At 46.1% G+C, this 21,803-nt stretch carries 8 protein-coding genes and 1 riboswitch; of the genes, 5 read left to right on the top strand and 3 right to left on the bottom strand.

The window, feature by feature from the left end:
- Position 1: 1 nt before the first annotated feature.
- Genes C7475_RS03385 through C7475_RS03375 form a run of 3 tightly spaced genes read right to left on the bottom strand, consistent with a single transcriptional unit; the run spans position 2 to position 2,051 of the window.
- Complete coding sequence (locus C7475_RS03385) at positions 2 to 835, bottom strand: SDR family oxidoreductase (protein ID WP_110051049.1); 834 nt, start codon at positions 833 to 835, stop codon at positions 2 to 4.
- Between the two features lie 12 nt (positions 836 to 847).
- Complete coding sequence (locus C7475_RS03380) at positions 848 to 1,678, bottom strand: NAD+ synthetase (protein WP_110051047.1); 831 nt, start codon at positions 1,676 to 1,678, stop codon at positions 848 to 850.
- Between the two features lie 13 nt (positions 1,679 to 1,691).
- A complete protein-coding gene (locus tag C7475_RS03375) occupies positions 1,692 to 2,051 on the bottom strand; it encodes a ferredoxin (RefSeq protein WP_110051045.1) in 360 nt (119 codons plus the stop codon).
- A 137-nt stretch (positions 2,052 to 2,188) separates the two neighbouring features.
- A riboswitch (cobalamin riboswitch) is annotated at positions 2,189 to 2,384 on the bottom strand.
- Between the two features lie 473 nt (positions 2,385 to 2,857).
- Here C7475_RS03375 and C7475_RS03370 point away from each other — a divergent pair.
- From C7475_RS03370 to C7475_RS03350, 5 genes are read left to right on the top strand one after another with little or no spacing between them, the layout of a single operon-like run.
- Complete coding sequence (locus C7475_RS03370) at positions 2,858 to 8,422, top strand: PA14 domain-containing protein (protein WP_110051043.1); 5,565 nt, start codon at positions 2,858 to 2,860, stop codon at positions 8,420 to 8,422.
- Positions 8,423 to 8,445: 23 nt separating this feature from the next.
- Entirely contained in the window at positions 8,446 to 8,952 is a 507-nt protein-coding gene (locus C7475_RS03365) for a hypothetical protein (protein WP_110051040.1), read from the top strand.
- 28 nt (positions 8,953 to 8,980) lie between these two features.
- Positions 8,981 to 12,475 (top strand): hypothetical protein, encoded by a 3,495-nt coding sequence (locus C7475_RS03360; RefSeq protein ID WP_110051038.1) that lies wholly within the window; start codon positions 8,981 to 8,983, stop codon positions 12,473 to 12,475.
- A 33-nt stretch (positions 12,476 to 12,508) separates the two neighbouring features.
- The gene (locus C7475_RS03355) at positions 12,509 to 20,635 is read left to right on the top strand and encodes an RHS repeat domain-containing protein (RefSeq protein ID WP_110051036.1); all 8,127 of its coding nucleotides are present in this window, start codon (positions 12,509 to 12,511) and stop codon (positions 20,633 to 20,635) included.
- Complete coding sequence (locus tag C7475_RS03350) at positions 20,635 to 21,798, top strand: hypothetical protein (protein ID WP_110051034.1); 1,164 nt, start codon at positions 20,635 to 20,637, stop codon at positions 21,796 to 21,798. The genes C7475_RS03355 and C7475_RS03350 overlap by 1 nt, the downstream gene beginning before the upstream one ends.
- Positions 21,799 to 21,803: the final 5 nt, after the last annotated feature.

The following is a 21,803-nucleotide window of genomic DNA, read 5'->3' as shown; positions in this document are numbered from 1 at the left end:
TTTATAATAGTCCGAGCGGATCGGGATACCTGAACGAGTAGTTCAGGCGTTGTTTGATCTTTTCGGAATTGATGATCTTAAACCTGGGATCAGCTGTATCAGCAAAGGTGGGTAGTTCAAGTCCCGCTTTCGCTGCCGCCTGTGTATAGAATTCTCTGCGGGTAGGATGATTATCCGCACAGGCGTTGAAGATCTCACCCCATGCCTGTTGTTGAATAATGCCGCTTATGAGTGCGATACAATCGTCCTGGTGAATGACGTTAATAGGAGCATTCCCATTTTCAACGTTCTTTTTACCCGCGAGGAATCGTCCTGGTATACGGTCGTATCCTACCAATCCGGCAAACCTGACGACGGTCGTCATCAGATGCACATTTGAGCGCAGCATCTTTTCTACTGCCAGCAATGCTTTACCACTCTCTTTAGAAGGCAATGTGTTTTCCAGTTCAGTGACCTCCTGGTTCAGATCAGGGTATACCGAAGTGGAGCTGATAAAAAGCACTTGTTTTACCGGACTTTTCAGGATCTCTGCCAACAGCAATTTTATCTGCGCCTGGTGGTAGAACACTACATCGTCACGCCGTGAAGGAGGGATGTTGATGATCAGTATTTCGCTTTCCAGGAATCCGGCAAGGTCATTACTGGTAATACTCGTATCAGTGATCTGCACCTGGAATGGCGTTATCCCTTTTTGCGACAACAGTTCCAGCTTTTCCGCCTGGGTCACAGAGCCTTTAACGGTATAGCCCTGCTGTACAAGGCTTGCCGCCAGCGGCAGTCCCAGCCAGCCACATCCGAGGATGCTGATCGTATTTGTCAGTGCTTTTTTACTCATGGTCAATAATACTTAAAGTGGGTCTGTATCCTGTTGTAATACGACTTCGCTTTTCGCATACCTGTGCCGCAGGTACAGCTCCGCATACAACGATATAATGATACTAATAAAAACCAGACCGACAATATTATTCTGGAAATCACTCAGTTCCAGTGCAGCATTCATTGAACTTGCAATTTTATAAAGAGGAATGGCAAAACACATGATAGTGATCAGCACATTTAATTTAAAACGGTGACTGCGGATCTTTTTCTGATCGAACGTTTTCAGCAACTTACTCAGCAGGAGAGAGTCGCAGGTCCCCGTGAGGATCAATCCCAACGAGAACACTACACCACCCAGTATGGCATAGATCCATTGATTAGAGACAGATACTGCATAACCAAAGGCTGCTATCTGTGATGACGTATCAAAGATGAAACCAAAGATGATCCCGGTCACAATAACCGTGAGAGGATTAACATTATTACTGAGCGACTTTGGCAGCAGCATTTTCCTGAACCCGCTTAACTGACCATCGTTTTTGCGGGTAAGTGATATAAGGTTGGATATGCCCATGAAGAGCAACATCACTGACGACAGCCATTCCACCACAATGTCCAGCATAACCGGCATTTCGAAGTTGTTCTTCAGTATGCAGAGGAACAGTGCGATGGCCGTTACCATGATGCCATGCCCGAAAGTGAACAGGGTACCTACCCAACGGGTCCACGCGCTTTTGTTCATGTGCAGGCGGTACGTGTAACCGTCAATGACAGTAATATGATCAGGGTCCAGTCCATGCCGTAAACCTAATACGGAAAGCACAATGAACCCACTAAGGTCTTGTTGTAAAAGTTCCATAGATGGTCAGTTTTTATTCGTTAGGCTGACCACTAAGCGTGAGTGGTTTTGAATCTACCAGCTCAATTGCGGGATAATGTACATGCTCTTCCAGCAGCATATTCTGCATGAGGTGTTGTGTCACGATCTCGTGCGTGGTATTTGGTGTTACACCTTTATACCAAAGCCCTTCCGGGTGCATGAATATCATTGGTCCCCAGGTGCATTGCCCCAGGCATTTGGTGCGGACAGTATGGATTTCGTCATTGAGGCTGTTCTCGGTGAGGTGTGCCCTTAACTGGTTGGTGTTTGCATCTGCACCGCCATTGCTGCAGGTGCCGCCATTACAAATGAAAATGATTTTCTGAACTTTCGTCAGATCCTTGATCGCCATGCTGGTGGTTACATTTAATTTAATACATTAATTACCCGTTAATGATTAAACAAGACTTCAGGAAAAAGTACGGCAGGACGAGGGGAGGTGCACATGACATGATGTGTTGCCTTTCCTGTGCTTTCTTCCCGAAGCGTTGGATAAACATGGTTGTTGGCAGGTCTTCTGACTTGTTCCACTCTTAACGCCTTCCCATCCGCCTTCGGCGGACAGTGGCATTGGTTAAAAGTTGATATAGAACTTACAGCAGCGGGAACTGTTTTGGAATCACACCAAATTCCCTTTTAATTTGAGCCGGTATACCGGCCGAAAACCAAAAACTGGCGTAAATGTAGGTAATTATTTATTGTTTTCCGCAGGAGAGCCGCACTTAGCCGAATAGTTAACACTGTCCAACAACATAAGTCATATTTTTTTTAAAGAATGTTTTGAAATATTCGTTATTGTATGTAGGTTTATGATATATTAGTTTTTTGCAACAACCAGAAAATTGTAAATTAAGAGACACGAACACGAGTATTGTTGCCCTCCTGAAAAATAAGTAATGAGCATAAAAGATGATTCGATGTTGTAACGCACAACAGCCTATCTCTCATGTAGCATAATAACAATAGCGTAAATTTTACTAAATGAAACCAGTTATCCCTATCTGCACGCCAATGCGCAGTTGTACCATTCAGACCGTGAGCGATTAACCATGTGTTACCGTTAACAACCGATTAGTCTCAGGACTATGATATACCCATACCATTCCTCTTCTTCCGGAGGAATAGGACCTTTATTTCCTATACTTAAATATACTTTCAATGATACTGAAGACCGCTGAGAAAGGTAAGAAAGCATTTGCCATCACTATGCTTGTTTTACTTTATTGTGAAGCAGTATTGCCCGCGTACGCATTTGGCGCGCCGCGAACGCTCCGGCATTCCAGCTATGTTGCCCCTGGAAATAAATTAAAACTGCCACATGCCGCCATTGTAGCGGCAGATATGGAACTAAAGGAGCAAAAGACAGAAACGAATTATGGTGGCCCCGGGCAACCGGAAAGCCAGTCATTTCATTCCGTGAACAGTAGTAATATGGTGGACCTGTTTACGGGCGACTTCTCTTACAATATCCCTTTAATGGATGTAGGTGGATACCCATTGGCCCTCGGTTACAGCAGCGGTATTTCTATGGACCAGGAAGCCAGCTGGGTAGGACTGGGCTGGAATATCAACCCGGGATCCATCACGAGGAACATGAGGGGACTGCCTGACGATTTCAATGGAACAGACACTGTGCAGAAGGCCTCTACCATGAAAGAGAATAAAACGATCGGTGTAACGTCAGGAGCGGACGTTGAAGTGGTTGGTCTGAGTGATTTTGTAGGCTTCGGCATAGGCGGTAGCATGGGCGTTCTGTATAACTCATATAAAGGCTGGGGCCTGGAAACCAGCGTGAATGCCAGCATCAATGTCGGCTCCCACAGTATGGGAAGATTCACGAATGGGTTGTCAATTACCAACAGCTCGCAGGAAGGTGTGACCTTAGGTACTTCTTTCAGCTACAAATTTGCAGATAAGACAGCTTCAGAACATGGGGGCATGAGTGGCAGCGTATCGACCGGACTTTCGTATAATGCGCGGGAAGGATTAAAAGCATTGACCTTTTCAGCTGGCTTGCGTCAGTATACAGTTGATGACAAGAAATGCAGGGGAGTGGCAGAACAAGGCAGTACAGCATCTACTTATATCTCCTTTGCGCAGCCGGCTTTTATGCCATCTATGAACCTCGCTTATACCAATACATCATTCAGTTATACTGCCAAGATAGGATATGAGACCAAAGTGGTGCATCCCAGCTTCTTTGTTACCGGATATGTATCATTACAGAATATAGCTGATGAGGATAAACGCCTCGCATTGCCAGCGTATGGATATCTGAACTATCAGCGGGCGAATGGCAATGAAGGTGCATTGCTGGATTATAACCGGGATAAAGAGATCGCTTACAGGGAAAAGCCTGCAGTACCCAATGTTGGTATTCCCTCTTACACTTATGATGTATTCTCCATCTCCGGCGAAGGTAGTGGCGGTATGTTCCGTGCCTATAGAGGCGATATAGGTTATGTATATGATCACGCAATGCGATCAAAGGACAAATCATCCAAACTTAGTACAGACATAGGTATTGGCGATCTTGTTCACGGTGGTGTTGACCTGAACCTTACCCGCGCATATACGCAGGTGGGTCCCTGGGTGGAGCAAAACCCACTGGCTTCGACCGTGGCTTTCAGGAAGTCTGATAAAACATTTGAGAGTGCTTATTTCAGAAACCCCGGAGAAATGAGCGGCAATACAAAAACATTTTATGACGCCATAGGAGGGGATGATGTAGTTGCTGTCGCCCTGCATCAACCGGGAAACAGTAGTCCTACGATAGAGGCTACCAATATGCTCAATGTTTACCGCAATAAAAGGTTTGTAGCTAAGAAGCAACTGACGCCGGATAATGTTTATAAAACAACCCGTGATAAACGCAGCCAGGTTATCTCTTATCTGACTGCCAGTGAAGCAGGTGTTGGTGCGCTTTCAAAATATATTGAGAATTATACACCGAACGTTTTTAGCCTGAGTAGTTGTAACGTAGCCTTCCCGGATAATATCAACGGACAGGGCGTAGGATTGAAGGGAGAATATTTCAAAGGAAAGAAGTTCGAACAAAAATTATTTGAGCGGGTAGACGCAGGGATCAACTTCAACAATAAGGGTGAGCTGAACGCTAATCTTCCAGCCGGAGTGAGCCTGGACAATAACATCTCAATACGTTGGACCGGCCGTCTGAAAGCCGATGTGACAGGACGTTACCGCATCGGCACCCGAAGTGACGATGGCATCAGGGTATATCTGAACGATACGTTGCTGATAGACCGCTGGAATGATCATGGTGACAGGCAGGACACTGCCTGGGTTAATCTGGTGGGTGGAGAACTTTACAACATCAGAACAGAATATTATCAGGCTGGTGGAAGAGAAGTGATGAAACTGTTATGGAAACCATTGGGTACAACGGAAGTGCCGATCCCCAAAGAGAATCTCTACCTGATGCCGGAGAAAGACACCTTTGTGATCGGGACCAATCTGCTATCCAGAGAAAAGCGGGTTAACCAGTTCCGCAAGCCTGATCATATCTCGGAAATTAATGTAACGAACACAGATGGGCGCCGTTATGTATACGGCATACCGGTATACAATCTGAAACAGAAAGATGTAACGTTCTCAGTATCCGCTTCCGGTGGCAACAGGGCGGATGGATTGGTGAAATATGCAGCCGGTTCAGATAATACGCTGAATAATAACAAAGGGAATGATAATTATTTCAACAGTGAAGAGATCCCTGCCTATGCACATACCTTTTTACTGACGGGTATCGTGTCGCCTGATTATGCGGATATTACCGGTGACGGTATTTCTGATGATGACCTGGGAACGGCTGTTAAGTTTAATTATACGAAAATTGCAGGGCTGAAGAACCCATACCAGTGGAGGACTCCTGCGAGTGATAGCGCCACATATAGTGAAGGGCTGAGAACAGACAACAGGGACGACAAGGGCAGTTATGTAACCGGTGAAAAAGAGCTGTGGTATCTGCATTCCATTGAGTCAAAGACGATGATCGCCACCTTTAAAACGAGTGAGCGTGACGATCTGGCTGCGATCAATGAAGACGGTATCAAACAGCCTGGACGTGTGGCCCGTAAACTGGACGAGATCAACCTGTATGCGAAAACGGATTTTCAAAAGTATAACACGGCAGCAAAACCTATCAAGACTGTCCATTTCGAATATACCTACGAGTTATGTCCTGGCGTGAACAGGCCATTAAACACTAATGGAAAGCTGACACTGAAGCGGGTATGGTTTACCTATAACGGAAATGATAAAGGCAAAAGAAATCCTTATGTCTTTAATTATAACAGTAATAACCCAGGTTACAATGGAAAGTCTTATGATCGCTGGGGGAACTATAAACCAGCCACGCAGAATCCGGGTTACACAACATCTAATCAGATCAGTAACGCAGAATATCCCTATGCATTACAGGACAGTGTACTGGCTGCAAAAAATGCGGCTGCATGGACACTGGATTCTATCATATTGCCGGGTGGCGGACGTATGAAGATCGATTACGAGAGTGATGATTATGCCTATGTACAAAATAAGCGTGCCGCGCAAATGTTTAAGGTAGCCGGTTTCTCTAATAGCGCGCCTGGTAGTCTGAGTGACCTGCATCGTTCATTATACGGGCTGACTGATTACAGATACGTAGCTGTCAATATACCCAGACCGGTAAGCAGCAAACAGGACATCTATACAAGATACCTTGAAGGATTGAATGGCAGACTTTATTTCCGCTTGTATGTGCAGGTGCCGTCAGACAAGTTTGGCGGAGGCAGTGAATATGTTCCTTGTTATGCCGTTATCGACGATAATGATTATGGCTATATCAATAATGGTAATACAATATGGATCAAGGTGAAAGCGATTACTGCGGGAGGTGATACCGGCGAGGCAACAAGCATATTCAGCCCGATGGCACAGGCAGCCATTCAATACCTCCGTCTGAACCTGCCATCAAAGGCCTATCCGGGTTCGGATACCGGGGACAATTTTGAATTTTCCGATGCGATAAAGATCCTGCTTTCACAGGCCGATAATATTAATAATACTTTCCTGAGTTATAATGTGACTGCCAGGGTTAAAACCTGGATGCGGGAGATCGACACCTCACGTACACTGGTCAGGTTGGATAACCCATTCTATAAGAAATATGGTGGTGGTCTCCGTGTAAAGCGGATCAAAATATATGATAACTGGAATGCCATGACCAAACAGCAGGAGTCTGTATATGGGAATGAATACCAGTACACAACGAAGATCGAAGTAAACAGGACACCCGTCGAGATCAGCAGTGGTGTGGCCAGTTATGAACCGATGATCGGAGGAGAGGAGAATCCATGGCGTCAACCATTGGAATATAAACAACAGGTGGCCGCACTGGCGCCTGTGAATATGGGGTATACAGAGGAACCCTTGTGCGAGTCGTTCTTCCCATCGCCATCTGTAGGATACAGGAAGGTTAGGGTCCGTTCTATTAACTCAAAGAATGTACGCTCTGCCAGTGGTTATGAAGAAAGTCGTTTCTATACAACTTATGACTTTCCGGTGATCACGGACATGACGCTGGTAGCAGATGGAAAGAAGAGATTTAAACCCGCGCTGGGCAACTTCCTTCGCATCAATGCAAAACATTTTGTAGCAGTGAGCCAGGGCTTTAAAGTAGAGCTGAACGATATGAATGGCAAGTTACGCTCTCAGGCATCGTATGCAGAAACAGACGCAGAAAATCCTATTTCCTATACTGAGAATTTTTACAGGACAGAGGTCCCTTCCGCTGAATTCAAACACTTGAGCAGCATAGCCACTACGATCGATCCGGATGGCGTAGTAGATACAGCAGCCACCGTGGGAGAGGATGTAGAACTGATGCTGGATATGCGTCACCAGAAGAGCGTTACCAACGCGAACAATTTTAACGTGAACGGAGACTTCTTCACGTTTGGTTTCCCACCTGTATTCCTCATCCCGACCTTGTGGAACCTCGCACAAAGAGAAGAGGTATTGTTCAAATCTGTGGCTGCCACTAAGGTGATCAACCGGCATGGTTTGCTGGATAGCGTAGTTGTGATAGACAAAGGCAGCAGGGTAGTGACACGCAACGTGGCATACGACAATGAGACTGGTAGTGTGGTGCTGACAAGTGCCCAGAACTTGTTTGGTGATCCGGTCTATCATTTCACCTGGTCTTCAGGATGGACATATGATGGAATGAGTGGTGCTTACAAGAATGTGGACGTTTTACTTAACAACATCTTTATCACCGGTGGAAAGATCACGAAGGGGATTACAGCCGGTACGGAAGCTACGTATTTCAGTAGCGGTGATGCCATCCTGGTAGGCTCAAAAGTGAAAACAGGCGGGGTAGACTGTACACCGGAGATCGCAACTTTCCCAGCCAGCAGTATGCTATATGCAATAGACGCCAATGCTGTTACCGGCGGCACACCTGATATCTATTTCGTAGATGCTAACGGGGTACCATTCTCAGGAAATGACGTGACGATGAAGGTTGTGCATTCAGGCAGGAAGAATATGAGTGTAGCCGTTGGAGAAGCAACTATGCTTAATAATCCGCTGGTAAAACAGGGAGATAAATACCAGCTGGTAATAGATGCCAATTCCAGGGTTATCAAGGCGAATGCACTGGAATATAAACAGGACTGGAAGGTTGCGGATAAAAAGAAACAGAAGGCGGTTTGCGCCAATTAACGGACTAAGTAAAATCATATGATATGTTTATAAAGAGATTATTGATCCTGCTGATGCTTGCTATAGGTTATGCCGGTGCACATGCGCAGGAGGCTACGCCGGTGGTGACAGGCACATGGGAGCTGGTGAAGATTGAGACAAAGTTATTGCCACAGCAGGGTGAACAGGTACTGGAACAGAAAACATTGACGAAGCAGGAGGAATTTAAAACTGTAACGGGCTTCGTTCCGGTAAAGATTTCGGTGATGGGTGAAACCTGCATGATCACTAATGCGACGGGTTTAACTGAAACCGGTAAATATAAACTTGGAGGTAAGAACGTATTGTTATATCAGAAGGCCGCTATGCAGATGCCACAGAATACGATGTCGGGTATGCCCCCTCCGGAGGCGCCCTATCTGCCCTATCCGTACAAGGTGCAGGCTGGAGGTATACTGGTACTGGAGCTGCCCCGGTCCTCTTTTATGGACACGGCCAGAGATCTTCCGGTAGTACTGGAGTGTACCTGTTACTATAAAAAGAAACAGTAGTTCGTTAACCGCTTTTATCGCCATACCAATGAGATACAAGATATTCAGGTGTAAGTATATTTTCTTTTTGCCGGCATTCCTGTTATTGATTGCCGGGAAGTCCGCTGCACAATGCAACTCATGGGGCATCAGTGCTGTGGCAGAAACATCCAACTGCGCTGCCAGTGGGAAGATCACATTGTCTTTTACTGGTACGGGCGCAGGTAATGTGAGCGATATGTTGTTTAGCCTGGAGCCGCTCACTTCGGGAGGCTACAGTGTGGCGCCCAATACCTCTAACATATTTGAAAATATTCCGGCAGGTAGTTACCGGGCTTTGGCCAAAGGCATTTGTAATAATGAGGTGGTCTCGGCTACTGTCGATGTTTCTGTGCCGGGTAACTATGTTCCGTTCAGAGCTGCCATTAGTCAGCAACGTGTTGCACTACGCGGTTGTAGCACAGGACAGGCGTTTGTGTCGTTTTCGAATGGACGGCTGCCATATCAGGTAACTATTACGGATAAACCGGCGGCCTATTCCGGACGTGTATCGTTCACTGCCAGCAGCAGTTTTGCCATTGATAGTATGCCTCCGGGGAATTATAACGTCTCTATTACAGATGCCTGTGGAGCAGCGGCATCTGTTCAGACGCTGACGATCGACGAGCTGCCTCTGATGACGACGAGCGATATTTATCCTCCGCCAGTGGTCGGAATACGGAATACCTGTAATAAATTTGTGGTCAGATCTCCCATCGCGAATACAAACACGCTGTTTGCGAGCTATATCCGGCCCAATACACCGCTTACCTATGCCATGTCGTTTAATGGCATGCCTAAAACGCCCTATACAACACTTGGACGTTCCGATACGATCACACTGCCAGCCGGACAGTCTTTCAAAGATATTTATAACAAAACGGTTACTTACTATATAAAAACACCTTGTGGTGAGGAGGTTGTTTATCCAGTCACTATCTATCCTCCCTACCTGTATAACTTCTACAAGTTGAACTGTAATGTCAATTTTGATGAAGGGTATTATGTAGATACCACATTTCCTATTTGCTATCCGGTATATGTTTCATTAAAAAATAATGCGACCAATCAATATCGTTACGATACGATAAAGAGCCGTACAGGCCCGCAGAACATGAAGAACATTCCTTTTGGCAGTTACCGCCTGAAAGGAGTGACTGCAGACAGTACTACGATATTTGATAGTGACGTGATCGTGAATGGGGCTGTGGCAAATCCATATTCCGTTGTTATAAGCGACAATGGAGGATATCAGGGTAATGATGGAGCTGTTTTGTTTATGATCTATAAGTCTACAGGTTATCTCACGCGGGGCACTACCGTGACGCTTGTAAGTCCTTCTAATTATACCTATACGGCGACGGTAGACAGTTCGTACATCAGTAACACGTGGGTTGCCTACAATCCGCAGACAGGTCCTACCCGCTACTTTTATCCGGGCAGCTATCATTTCAGGGTCACGGATAGTTGTGGTACCTATGAACTGCCGGTGACTGTAACAGATTACGATGTGTACAGGTATAACTTCACCTATACGGAAGAGCAGACCTGCACCGGACTAAAGATCAAACCTACAGGTACGAGCAGGTATCATAATACCGATATGCCTGTTTATTTCAGGATACTCAGAGGTCCACAAGGTTCTGTCGGGTTTGACAATTCTATTGTTACACGTGGAGATTCCCTGCTATTGCCGACGGAAGGATTGTACAGGTTAGGCATGTCGTCGTATCCGAGTATTATATCCGACTATGGTACCAGCGGGAATGGTGAGAACATCGCAGAGATCAATTTCACGTATAAACCTTTGATCATAGACGTTAATAACTCGCTGGGCTGGGTCTGCCCCGGTGCCCCCGATAATTCGGGTAGCATAGTGGCTGTTGCTGCCGGCGGCAGTAAAGCTGCTACAGGCGTATTCACCTACAGGCTGGCCGCTGAAGGGAAAGGCTCCACAGGGCCATACTGGGCGTCCAATACCACCGGTAAATTCAGCACTGCCACTTCCGGCGGGGCCTATGAGTTGATAAAAAATCAGAACTACGACGTGCGCGTGGAAGATGAATGTGGTGCGGCAGCTGTACAACGACTGAAAATAATCGATTTCGAAACGGCGGAACTGGCTACTGCTGATAAACTGGAGTATTGTGTGGGTGATAAGATCGTGTTTAAGATCATCAACCTGCCAACTACAGCAATCACCTATGCATGGTCGGGGCCCGATAAATTCAGCAGTACGTTACAGAACCCGGTGTTATCTCCGGTTACGCCGAACAGCAAGGGTAATTACCACGTGATCATATATTCTGATATCTGTATGAACCCTATCCATGCAGATGTAAACGTAGCACTGACACCTTATAATCTGACGTGCTACAGCGCCGTGACAGATACGAGTGTGAACCCATACACATACGGCCTGCTTGGTAACTGGAAGCTTCAGCGTAGTTATTCCTATTACGCGGCAAGAACGGAAAGCAGTGTGGCCCAGGGCACCAATGTCAGAACAGATGGCACTATTAAAGACTTCGTTTCTTTCTGGAAGAAGGGTAGTACTTCCGGATGGCAGCCACAGTATGATTCTGCCCGCTGGGTATGGAACAACGCAACAACTTTATATAACAGGCGCGGATTGGAACTGGAGAATACAGATCCCCTGGGCCGGTATAACGCAGGTATATATGGATTTGATGATGCGATGACCACGGCGGTGGTGCAGAACAGCCGTTACCGTGAGGCTGCATATGAGGGCTTTGAGGATTATTATTTCGGAGGAGCCACTTGTGATACAGCGTGCAGTGGTGGGAGGAACTTTGATTTCTCTTCTTATAAAGGCGATCTCGATTCAACGCAGCAACATACAGGGAAATACAGTCTGAAAATAGCTGCCGGCAAAAGTGCAGGTATCAGTGCAGTCATCGTACCGAATAGTACGGATGCGTTTAATCTTTCTTTTAATAAGAATGCCAATAGTTGCGTAAGTGGAGGACAGGTGCTCGGAGGTATCCGGACAGGTAAAGAAGCTATACTTCCGGTGTATTCGCCACTTCCTGATAAAAGGATCGTTATCAGCGCCTGGGTGAAGGAAGAGAAGGATTGTAAGGGTCTCACATATACAGGCAACAGGTTAAATATTTCGGTGAGACGTGGCGCAACTGCCACTGTACTGATTGCAACGCCTAAGGGCGGTATCATTGACGGCTGGCAGCGATATGAGCAGCCGGTAGATATCCCTGCGGATGCTACAGAGCTGATCGTTTCAGTGCAGGCGACAGGCACTTCAACCGTATACGTGGACGATCTGCGTATACATCCTTATAATGCCAATATGCGCTCTTTTGTGTACAATCCTGCCGATCTGCGGCTGATGGCAGAACTGGATGAAAATAACTATGCGACCTTCTTTGAATATGATGACGACGGAACACTGATCAGGGTGAAGCGCGAAACGGAAAGCGGCATCAAGACGGTGAAGGAGACAAGAAGCGGATTGTTAAAAGATTAATTATTCCTGGTACCCCTTTTTAAATAAGATATTATGCATTCTTTGTCAAGAAAGAGAGCTTTATGGCTGGCGCTGCTGGTACTGTTAATAACGGCAAGCAACAGTTTTGGCCAAACCGGTAGTGTCAGAACATTGAAAAATGTATTAGATGGCAGCAAAGGCCAGCTAGCCAAAGACTCGGTTGCAATAATGGAGGACAGCCTCTATATGAACCCAACACTCATCAGCAAGCTGGATACGCCCTACCTGGTCAAAAACATTATAACATTCAAGATCAATGAATACAGCGGGGTCTATCTTCCTGCACAATTCACAGCGACGCTCAATGCCCGGTTGATCTATACCCGGCCCGATTTTACACTGGATTCCGTCGAGAAGAGTTTCATCATTAACTATGATGCTGCAGGAAGCTATACCAATAGAAGCAGTTTCGTGTTTAACAATGCACATAGTGTAACTGTTAAAGTGATCAGTGTGTCGACTACAGCTGCTGCCAGGGTATTGAACGCAATGGTGCTGGAGAATGAGATGCAGGTCTACCCTGTATATAAATTATCCTGTACTGATGATGCCATTAAAAGCATCAGTGCTGTCAGTGCCCCCAATACCGATTCTACTGATGAACTGAGTGTGAACTGGCCTTTTACAGCAGGAGCGGATGCTTACGACCTGGAGTGGGCATACGTTGACTCTTCTGCTTATACCAGCAATAAATATGGCAATCCGGTCAATCCTGTATTGCTATTCAGGAACAATGCCACCCGCGTGACGGTTGTTGATAATAGCTACCGCATCCCGCTTTTGTATGATAATGGAGGGATCCTGTTTTTCAGAGTGAGGGCTATCCAGCAAAAGAGTAATGTCAGCAGGATAGAAACCGCGTGGAGCTCCGACTATACCGGAGGACTGGGACGTTATAGTTTTACCGGGCATCAGCGGAAGCTGAACTGGCAGATGACGGTAAACTATGCCGAAGAAGGAAAGCGAAAGGCTACGGTAGAATATTATGATGGCAGCATGCGCAGCAGGCAGGTGGTTTCAAAGGACAACACCACGAATAAGACCATGGTCGCAGAATCCTTCTATGATCACCAGGGAAGATCTGTGATACAGGTAATGCCCGCGCCATCAATAAACTCAGTGATCAAATATGCTCCACGTTTTAATAGTGCATTGAATGGAGCAGAATACGACAAGTCAAATTATGACAAGCTGAATGCACCCTCAGAGTACCTTACAACGAGGGCTAACCAGATGTCGTCTTCTACTGGCGCAAACCAATATTATTCCCCTAACAACCCCGACAAGAACAGTGGTGTGAATCAGTTCATACCTGATGCCGGAGGTTTTGCCTTTACAGAAACTGTATATACCCCGGATAATACCGGGCGGATAAGCCAGCAGAGCGGGCTGGGTCCTGTTTACAGGATAGGCAGCAACCATGATACGAGATATTATTATGGTGCTCCCGGTGATAATGACCTTGATGTATTGTTTGGTACAGAGGCGGGCGACAAGAGTCATTATTTTAAGAACATGGTGCAGGACGCCAACGGGCAGTATGCTGTTACCTACCTGGATATGTATGGCCGTACAGTAGCCACAGCGCTGGCGGGTACGCCTGATAGCGCCAGTCTTGACAATCTGTCTTCCAATGTCAGTTTCCCTGTAACGGATACTTTGTCAAGAGCCAACAGTAACGTTATCAAAGAGCTGGTGATGGAGAATACGCAGAGTCAGCTGGTGGCAGTGGATGGCGATTACCAGTTTAAATATTCCCTGGTTCCGCCGGTATTACAGAAGAAAGATTGCAATAACAATACCGTTTGTTATACTGCCCTTTATGACCTTGCAATAAAGATCACAGACGATGCATATAACCTTCGGCTTGGCGGAAAGCCCTTTGATACGATCATCCGCAACTACACTGGAACGATCGTGGCTGACTGTAATACGCCGCAGCCTTTGCAGGTGGCATTTACAAAACGTCTGCCAAGAGGGAACTACCAGATCACAAAACGTCTGACTGTCAGCAAAGAGGCGATGGCTTATTATCGGGATAGCGTCTTCATGAAGAAGAATTTCTGTACTACGCTAGTGCAGTTCGTGCAGCAACAACGTGATTTCCTGGCCAATACGCAATGTATTCCAAATTGTGCTGCGTGTCAGGACAGTATAGGCACCTGGGATAATTTCCGTAACAGGTATATGGTAGCAGGTGGTATTACTATCGCCGATACTGCCACTTACAGGGGGGAAGCGCTGGCTGCATATGCCGAAGCGGTAGCTGCCTGTGAGGTGTTATGTGGGAAAACGACAGAAGTTACTGACGTCAGGAACGCCATGTTACTGGATGTATCAGCACCTTCCGGCCAGTATGCTGACGCGGAAGATACACTTAACATTTATTCTGTTTTTTATTCACCGGATGAAAATACCCTGCCGCCATATAAGCGTGATACAGTCACCTACTTCGACGAAGCAGGACGGCCAGATCTGGCATATGATGAGTTGAGCAATGCTTACGTGATACCACAGCGTTTGAGGCCAGATCAATTTGCAGCGAAGTTCAAAGCATCGTGGGCGCCGGCATTGCTGAAGTTCCATCCTGAATATTGCAAGTGGCTGGAATTCCAGAAACACCAGGCAAGTTATGTATGGGACAGGGAATTTGAAAAGACAGATACTTATGCTGAAGCGAAGGCTAAAGGCTATTTGAATCCGTTAGGTCAAGGCAGTTTCCCTTATCCGGTAGTGACTGCGAACAGAGACCCTTTATCGCTGGAAAGCACCGAAATGTACAATGCTCTGCAGGTGAAGCTGATTAACTATAATGGAGGTTCCGGCGGCCAGATCTTAACGATGTGGAGCACGGCTACCGCTACGGTGAAATGCGAAGGAAGTGGTACGGCCTGCTTCTCTACCTATGCGCCAGCTAATGCGCCTTTCAACGAAAGCGTACTATGTACAGGTGACCTGGACATGGCCTGGCGTAACTTCAGACGGCTTTATCTGTCTGCAAAAAGGAGCATTATAGATAATAAGATAAAGAATGCAACATGCCCTTCCGGTGTTACCAATCCAACTCCGGCAGCTCTTATTGCCGCAGGTAAACAGCTGAACTTCAACAATGCCAGTGATGCATTGGGTCAGAATGGCCTGGGTTATCTGAACAATACATCACAGTCCGGAGCGGCGTCAGATTCCGCTAACAATGCCGTGAAGCGGCATTATGAAGATAATTGTAATGCATACGCCAAAGCATGGGTGCAACAGCTCGCGCCTTGCAGATACACTCAGGCAATGCTGAACATACTGATACCAAGACTGGTAGAAGTATGTAAAGAAGGTTCAGATGCAGCACACCCTATGGGCTCAAGCTCAGTAAGGCCTGCAAGTACTTATGCCTATAAAAGCTTCCAACAGGTACTGGAACAGTTTAATGCGCAACAGGGTATTTCCAATAGCGTGGATTGTAATGGTTATGTGATCACCGCTCCTGCGCCTTACGACAAACAGATAGCATACAGCAATAAACCAGTCTATTCCAAACCTGATACCTGTGAATGCCGGAAGTTAAATAACCTTCGCAGTGAATACCTGTTGTACGGTAAAACTACAGATGGCAACTTTGCGGGTTATCTTGCCCGTACAAGACAGATCAATATGTCTGATGCTGATCTGACCCAGCTGCTGAATGCATGTAATACTACCAGCAGTTGTACCTATTTCCAGAAGATCATAAGTCTGCCACCGGCATTACAATGTTACACCGGTGAAATATGTGTACCCTGCAATGTGGTGAATAACGCCTATACCAGGTTTACAACCAAGTTCCCGGGTATCACGCCAACAATAGAAGAAGCGGATACGACGCAGCAAAAGCGGAATAAGCTGTTCGCTAACTATATGAATAATGAACTGGGGATCAACAAGCAGGCATGGGAGTATCTTAAATTCCGTGCTGACTGTCCTGTACCTCCTCAACCATCAGCAACCTGCGTAACGATCACCAATATCAGGAACAACTTCCTGAACCTGTATCCGGTTTCGGTCGGAGATACTGTTACTGTGAGCAAAACGGCCGCTACACTCAGGATAACGCACCTTTTAAGCACGAGGACCACTGCATATCCCGCAAACGTTACGCTGGGTGCCGCGGTTTGGACGAATGGCGGATGGTTTACCTTCAGAGATAACATTGTATTTAATTTTGGCAGGGTTGCAAGAGGGGCTAACATCACATATGCTGATATGAACCTGTATGCAAAACCAGCATCTGCAGGTGGAGAGATCGTTGCAGGTAGCCAATCACATTATTCTGCTAATCCCGGAACGATTTCCTGTGTTTTCGCAAGGTCAACAGGCCCTGTAATCGCCAATGTCACAACATGGGCCGGACAACCGGGTACAGTGGCAGCAAACAGTATTAGTTTAAGTCCGATCACCACCACGCAAAGCAGTGCCAATTATCTGAATCAGGTTTGTACGAACCTGGTAAGGGATATGTATACAGCTTCCCGCAGTGGAGTTGATTATGGATTGATCATGAGACTAAGTTCCGAGCCGGTACAGGTTTATAACGCCTTTGTATTCTGGTCGAACAGTAGTGCGGCGGGAACCAAGCAACCTTTCCTGAATGTGACTTACCGGGCGCACAGATGTGACGAGTTTGTAGTTTACTTCAATGAAACGTACGGTCAGGGTACAAACTACACAATGACTCAAATAGATAGTTTCTATCAGGCAAATTGCGGCGCATCTTCCGGTGTTTGTACTACTTCGCCACCACCACCGGTTACACCAATATATGATGGGCCATTGTTGTGCGGAAAGTCAACGCCTGTGTTCCCGTCAACGGATGTCAACACTATCAACAACTGTTCTGACACTGCGTTCTTTGCCATCAGTAAAGGAACGGAGTTATATAATGCTTACCGTGATTCATTACTGGGAAGCTTCGGACAGGACTATGTTAATACAGGCCTGTTGGCTGCAAACAGGGAAGTATTTACTGTAAGCTATACTACCAGTGAGTATCATTATACATTGTTCTATTATGATCAGGCTGGTAACCTGGTGAAAACAGTGCCTCCGGGAGGTGTGGTAATAGACAGGTCATCCACCTGGACAAACAGTGTTAAAGCTGCACGTATAGCAGGACAGAGACGTGTACCTGAACATAAGAAGATCACACAGTATAGGTATAATACGCAGGAACAGGTAGTGGAACAGGAAACGCCGGACGGCGGTATTACCAGGTTCTGGTATGACAGGCTGGGTAGGTTAGTTTTATCCCAGGATGCTGCGCAGCGTGTAGGACGTGACTACAGTTATACTTTTTATGATGGATTGGGACGAGTAACGGAAGTTGGTCAATTGCGCAGCAATACTATCGTGAACGACAATCTGACCCGTAACCCATCAGCTCTCCAGCATTTTTACTCGAGCGCGAGAACAACGTGTATACAGATAAAGACTACCACTTATGATGTGCCTTATTCACCATTGTCACAACTGGTGTTGTCGGCCCGTAACGTACGGAACAGGGTTGCATGGAGGGCTGCCTATGACAATTCACCTGATCTCGGAGCTGGCCGTTATACTGCTGCTACCTTCTATAGTTATGATATACATGGTAATGTAGATACCCTATTGCAGGACTATAAGAAGGGAGGCATGGCAGATGGCGGTAACAGGTTTAAGAAGGTGGTGTATAAATACGATCTGATCAGCGGAAATGTAAAACAGATTGCTTATCAGCCTTCGCAGGCGGATGCATTCTATCATCGTTATACATACGATCTGGAGAACAGGCTTATAAATGTAGAAACCAGCCGTGATAGTGTGTATTGGGAGAATGATGCGTATTATCAGTATTACAGACATGGATTGCTGGCAAGAACAGTATTGGGACAGCAGCAGGTGCAGGGGCTTGATTATGCTTATACGCTACAGGGCTGGATCAAAGGTGTAAATGGAACTACGCTGACAGGAAATGCTGATATGGGTAAAGACGGTATAAGCAGTAGTGTTGTAGCCAGGGATGCAGTTGGGTATTCCTTGTATTATTATGGAGCGAGGGAGTACAAACCGATTAATAGTGCAGTAACACCGTTCGCTGCGGTGGAGGGTACCGGATTTAAGCCTGTATTTACAGGAGGTATATCAGCTATCAGTCAGCAGACCGCTTCCGGTAATCTGCCATTGCTGGCGCTTTATAACTACGATGTGTTGAACCGTTTGAAAGGTTCGCAATTCGTCCGCGGCCTCAATACAAGCACAAATACCTGGACGCCTGTTGCATTGCAGGACTTTAAAGAGAATATCACTTACGACGAGGATGGAAATATCCTTAACTATACCCGTAACGGCAATAATAGCTTTGCGGCCAAACCGCTGGCTATGGATAACCTGACTTATACTTACGTGCCGGGAAAGAACCGCCTGGACTTTGTAGCTGACGCGGTAAGTGCCGGTAATTACGACAATGATATTGATAATCAGGAAGGAGGAAATTATAGCTATGATAGTACCGGCAGTCTTATAAAGGATGTGGCAGCAGGCATCAGCAATATTACCTGGACAAGGACAGGGAAAATTGCGTCAATCACGAAAACAGATGGAACGGTAACAAGTTTTACCTATGATGTTGCCGATAACCGTGTGAGTAAAACTGTTAATGGTGTGCAGACCTGGTATGTAAGAGATGCAACAGGTACGGTGTTGAGTGTGTATACCAAAGGTGACAACGCAGTGAACGGTGGCAGCCTGACACGTACGGAAACTCATTTATATGGTGCCAATCGTCTTGGTATCAGTACAGAACAAACGGATGTCCAGAATGTGGTACAGCCGGGAACTGTTGTACTGCGAGGATTGGGAACTGGAATAAACAGAAGTTTCATCCGTGGTAAAAAGTTCTTTGAATTAAGTAATCATCTGGGGAATGTGTTAGCAACAGTAACCGATAAAAAGAAGATGATATCGACCGACAGTACATCTATCAGTTACTTTGAGCCGGACATGATATCCACGCAGGAATATTATGCATTTGGTATGGCGATGCCTGGAAGAGGCAGCAATAGTAACAAATACAGATATGGCTTTAACGGTAAGGAAAACGACAATGAGATAAAAGGCGACGGAAACCAGCAGGACTATGGATTCAGGATCTATGATCCGCGTTTGGGCAGGTTCCTGAGTACCGACCCGTTAACGAAGTCCTACCCGTGGTATACACCTTATCAGTTTGCGGGTAACAGACCGGTTAACAGTATTGATCTGGATGGCCTTGAAGAGTTCAGCAGTTATGAATCTTACAAGCAGAGTTTTGGGGATAAGGCAATGGCTGAAGACAAATGGGATGGATCAGACGGCGCATGGTTAGCGAGCGACCGGGAAAATGATGTAAGCGGAAGATGGAGCAAGGCTATGGAGGCAATTACGGCGAACGAGTGGACGGACAGGTTCAGATCAGATGATCCGGATGAATATCCGTTTGCGATAGTAAGGGATTATTATCACTGGGTGCAAAGAAAACTCGATGAAAAAGGATATAAATCAAGATGGGCTAAAGGTGCAGCTTACCTGGTCGATGACCTCGCGGATACCTATAATGATGGCTTTGAATCCGGCTGGTGGACGCAAAAATGGAATGAACTCGGCCCGCTGGTGAAAGATCTGAACCTGGGTATTGCTGCATTTGCGGTTGGGCAGTTCCACGATCTGTTCTATAGTTGCACCATGGAAGGGAAGGATAGCTATATGGCCTGGTACTGCTGGGATTATGATTTTATTATGAAAGAACAGGTTACTGTAGTTGCGCCGGCTGTATATAAAAAATATAGCGGCACATCGTCTCTGGATTATCTGAATGCACTGGCAAGGAAGGAAGGCGTTACTGGTAATGGCGCGCAATTCGGGGCATGGATCGGGACCGGACACTATTTCCCCAATTTCTCGACCTTTAACATAGATCTGGAAGACAGCAAAACAGATTTCGGCGCTATGGGTAGATTTCATTTGCCTATGCTGATGCTATGGAATAACTTGCACAGCAATATGGAATATCCGATGACCAAAGAACAGGCGGCTCAAATAAAAGAAGCAAATGAAGGCATTAATGAATACTATGAGGAAAATATAAAGAAGAAGTAATGTACCGTAGACTGATAGGTATCCTGCTTATTGCAGGATGTATGGTGGCTTGCCGGTCAAATAAGAAAGATGTAGCTGATCTGATATACTTCCAAAACCTGCACGATTCTCTGAACGTGCAGGTTTTGGTGGGTAATGGGTATAAGATACTTAATACTAAAGTGAAGGACGGCAAACTGCTGGTGTGTTCTTCGAAAATGGGTGAAGACTTTTCCGTATTACACCTGATCGATCTGTCAAACAAACAGGTTGTTGCCAGGAAAGAGCTGAAAACGCTCAGGTACTATGAAGTACTGAGCGATTTTGATGATCACCGGTTTGTCTATTGTTCCATATACGATGGCAGTAAAGTGTTCTTTTATGATTTCAGGAATGATCTGGAGACAGTCCTGACGGTTGAACACAGCAGCTGGGTAGAGGCCGGGGACATCGTTTTGCAAAATAACAGTCTATACTACATAAGAAGTGTATACGGACCTTACCTTTGGAACATAAAGGAAGATAAACTGCATACTTATGATCAGCATCGGGATACAAGAAACCCGCAACTCTCTAATATTTCTTATCCGCTGGATACCAATCTGGCGGTCCTTTCCCGTGAGCAATCCGGAAGGGACAGTCTGAAGTTATATGCTGTTGATGCTTCCGGAAGCGAAAAATGGACGGCCGTAACTGAGTGCCGGGACGGAGCTTCATTATTTGTGCCTGAAATGATAATGACGGAAGATGCCGTGATTGTCAATTCTGGAAGACAGTTGGTAAAATTGAATAAGCAGAATGGCGCAACATTGGCTACCAGGAAGTTTGATGATCTTATCAGTAGTGTCTTTCATCTGAAGAGTGAGATCGTAGTCTTTTCTGTACACCGCGGTGTAGCTTTTCCTGATGAAAAAACGAAGAGTAAAGTTCTTGTAAATGGCTTGCGCACAGATAGCCTGAGTGATGGCTGGTCTGCGAGTTTTGACGTGACGGGCATGCCACAGTTTGGTTTGATAAATGGAAGGCTGTTTCTAAGCGACCATGATTCTATCCGGGCTATAGATGCATATAACGGCAGGACGGGTCAAAATGGTCCGGGAAAGGAGAGTTACACTAAAATGTTAACAGACACGCATACGGGTAAGTATTATCTACTGTTGAACGATGAGATTATGATATGGTAGCCGGC

It is taken from the genome of Chitinophaga sp. S165 (assembly GCF_003182155.1).
GTDB lineage: Bacteria > Bacteroidota > Bacteroidia > Chitinophagales > Chitinophagaceae > Chitinophaga.
This window is presented reverse-complemented; position numbering and strand designations above follow the sequence as displayed.

What these genes read in the sequence shown, in the direction of transcription:
- C7475_RS03350 (WP_110051034.1), top strand. Translation starts at nt 20,635, where the DNA reads ATGTACCGTAGACTGATAGGTATCCTGCTTATTGCAGGATGTATGGTG.
- C7475_RS03375 (WP_110051045.1), bottom strand. Translation starts at nt 2,051, where the DNA reads ATGGCGATCAAGGATCTGACGAAAGTTCAGAAAATCATTTTCATTTGT.
- C7475_RS03370 (WP_110051043.1), top strand. Translation starts at nt 2,858, where the DNA reads ATGATACTGAAGACCGCTGAGAAAGGTAAGAAAGCATTTGCCATCACT.
- C7475_RS03365 (WP_110051040.1), top strand. Translation starts at nt 8,446, where the DNA reads ATGTTTATAAAGAGATTATTGATCCTGCTGATGCTTGCTATAGGTTAT.
- C7475_RS03355 (WP_110051036.1), top strand. Translation starts at nt 12,509, where the DNA reads ATGCATTCTTTGTCAAGAAAGAGAGCTTTATGGCTGGCGCTGCTGGTA.
- C7475_RS03385 (WP_110051049.1), bottom strand. Translation starts at nt 835, where the DNA reads ATGAGTAAAAAAGCACTGACAAATACGATCAGCATCCTCGGATGTGGC.
- C7475_RS03360 (WP_110051038.1), top strand. Translation starts at nt 8,981, where the DNA reads ATGAGATACAAGATATTCAGGTGTAAGTATATTTTCTTTTTGCCGGCA.
- C7475_RS03380 (WP_110051047.1), bottom strand. Translation starts at nt 1,678, where the DNA reads ATGGAACTTTTACAACAAGACCTTAGTGGGTTCATTGTGCTTTCCGTA.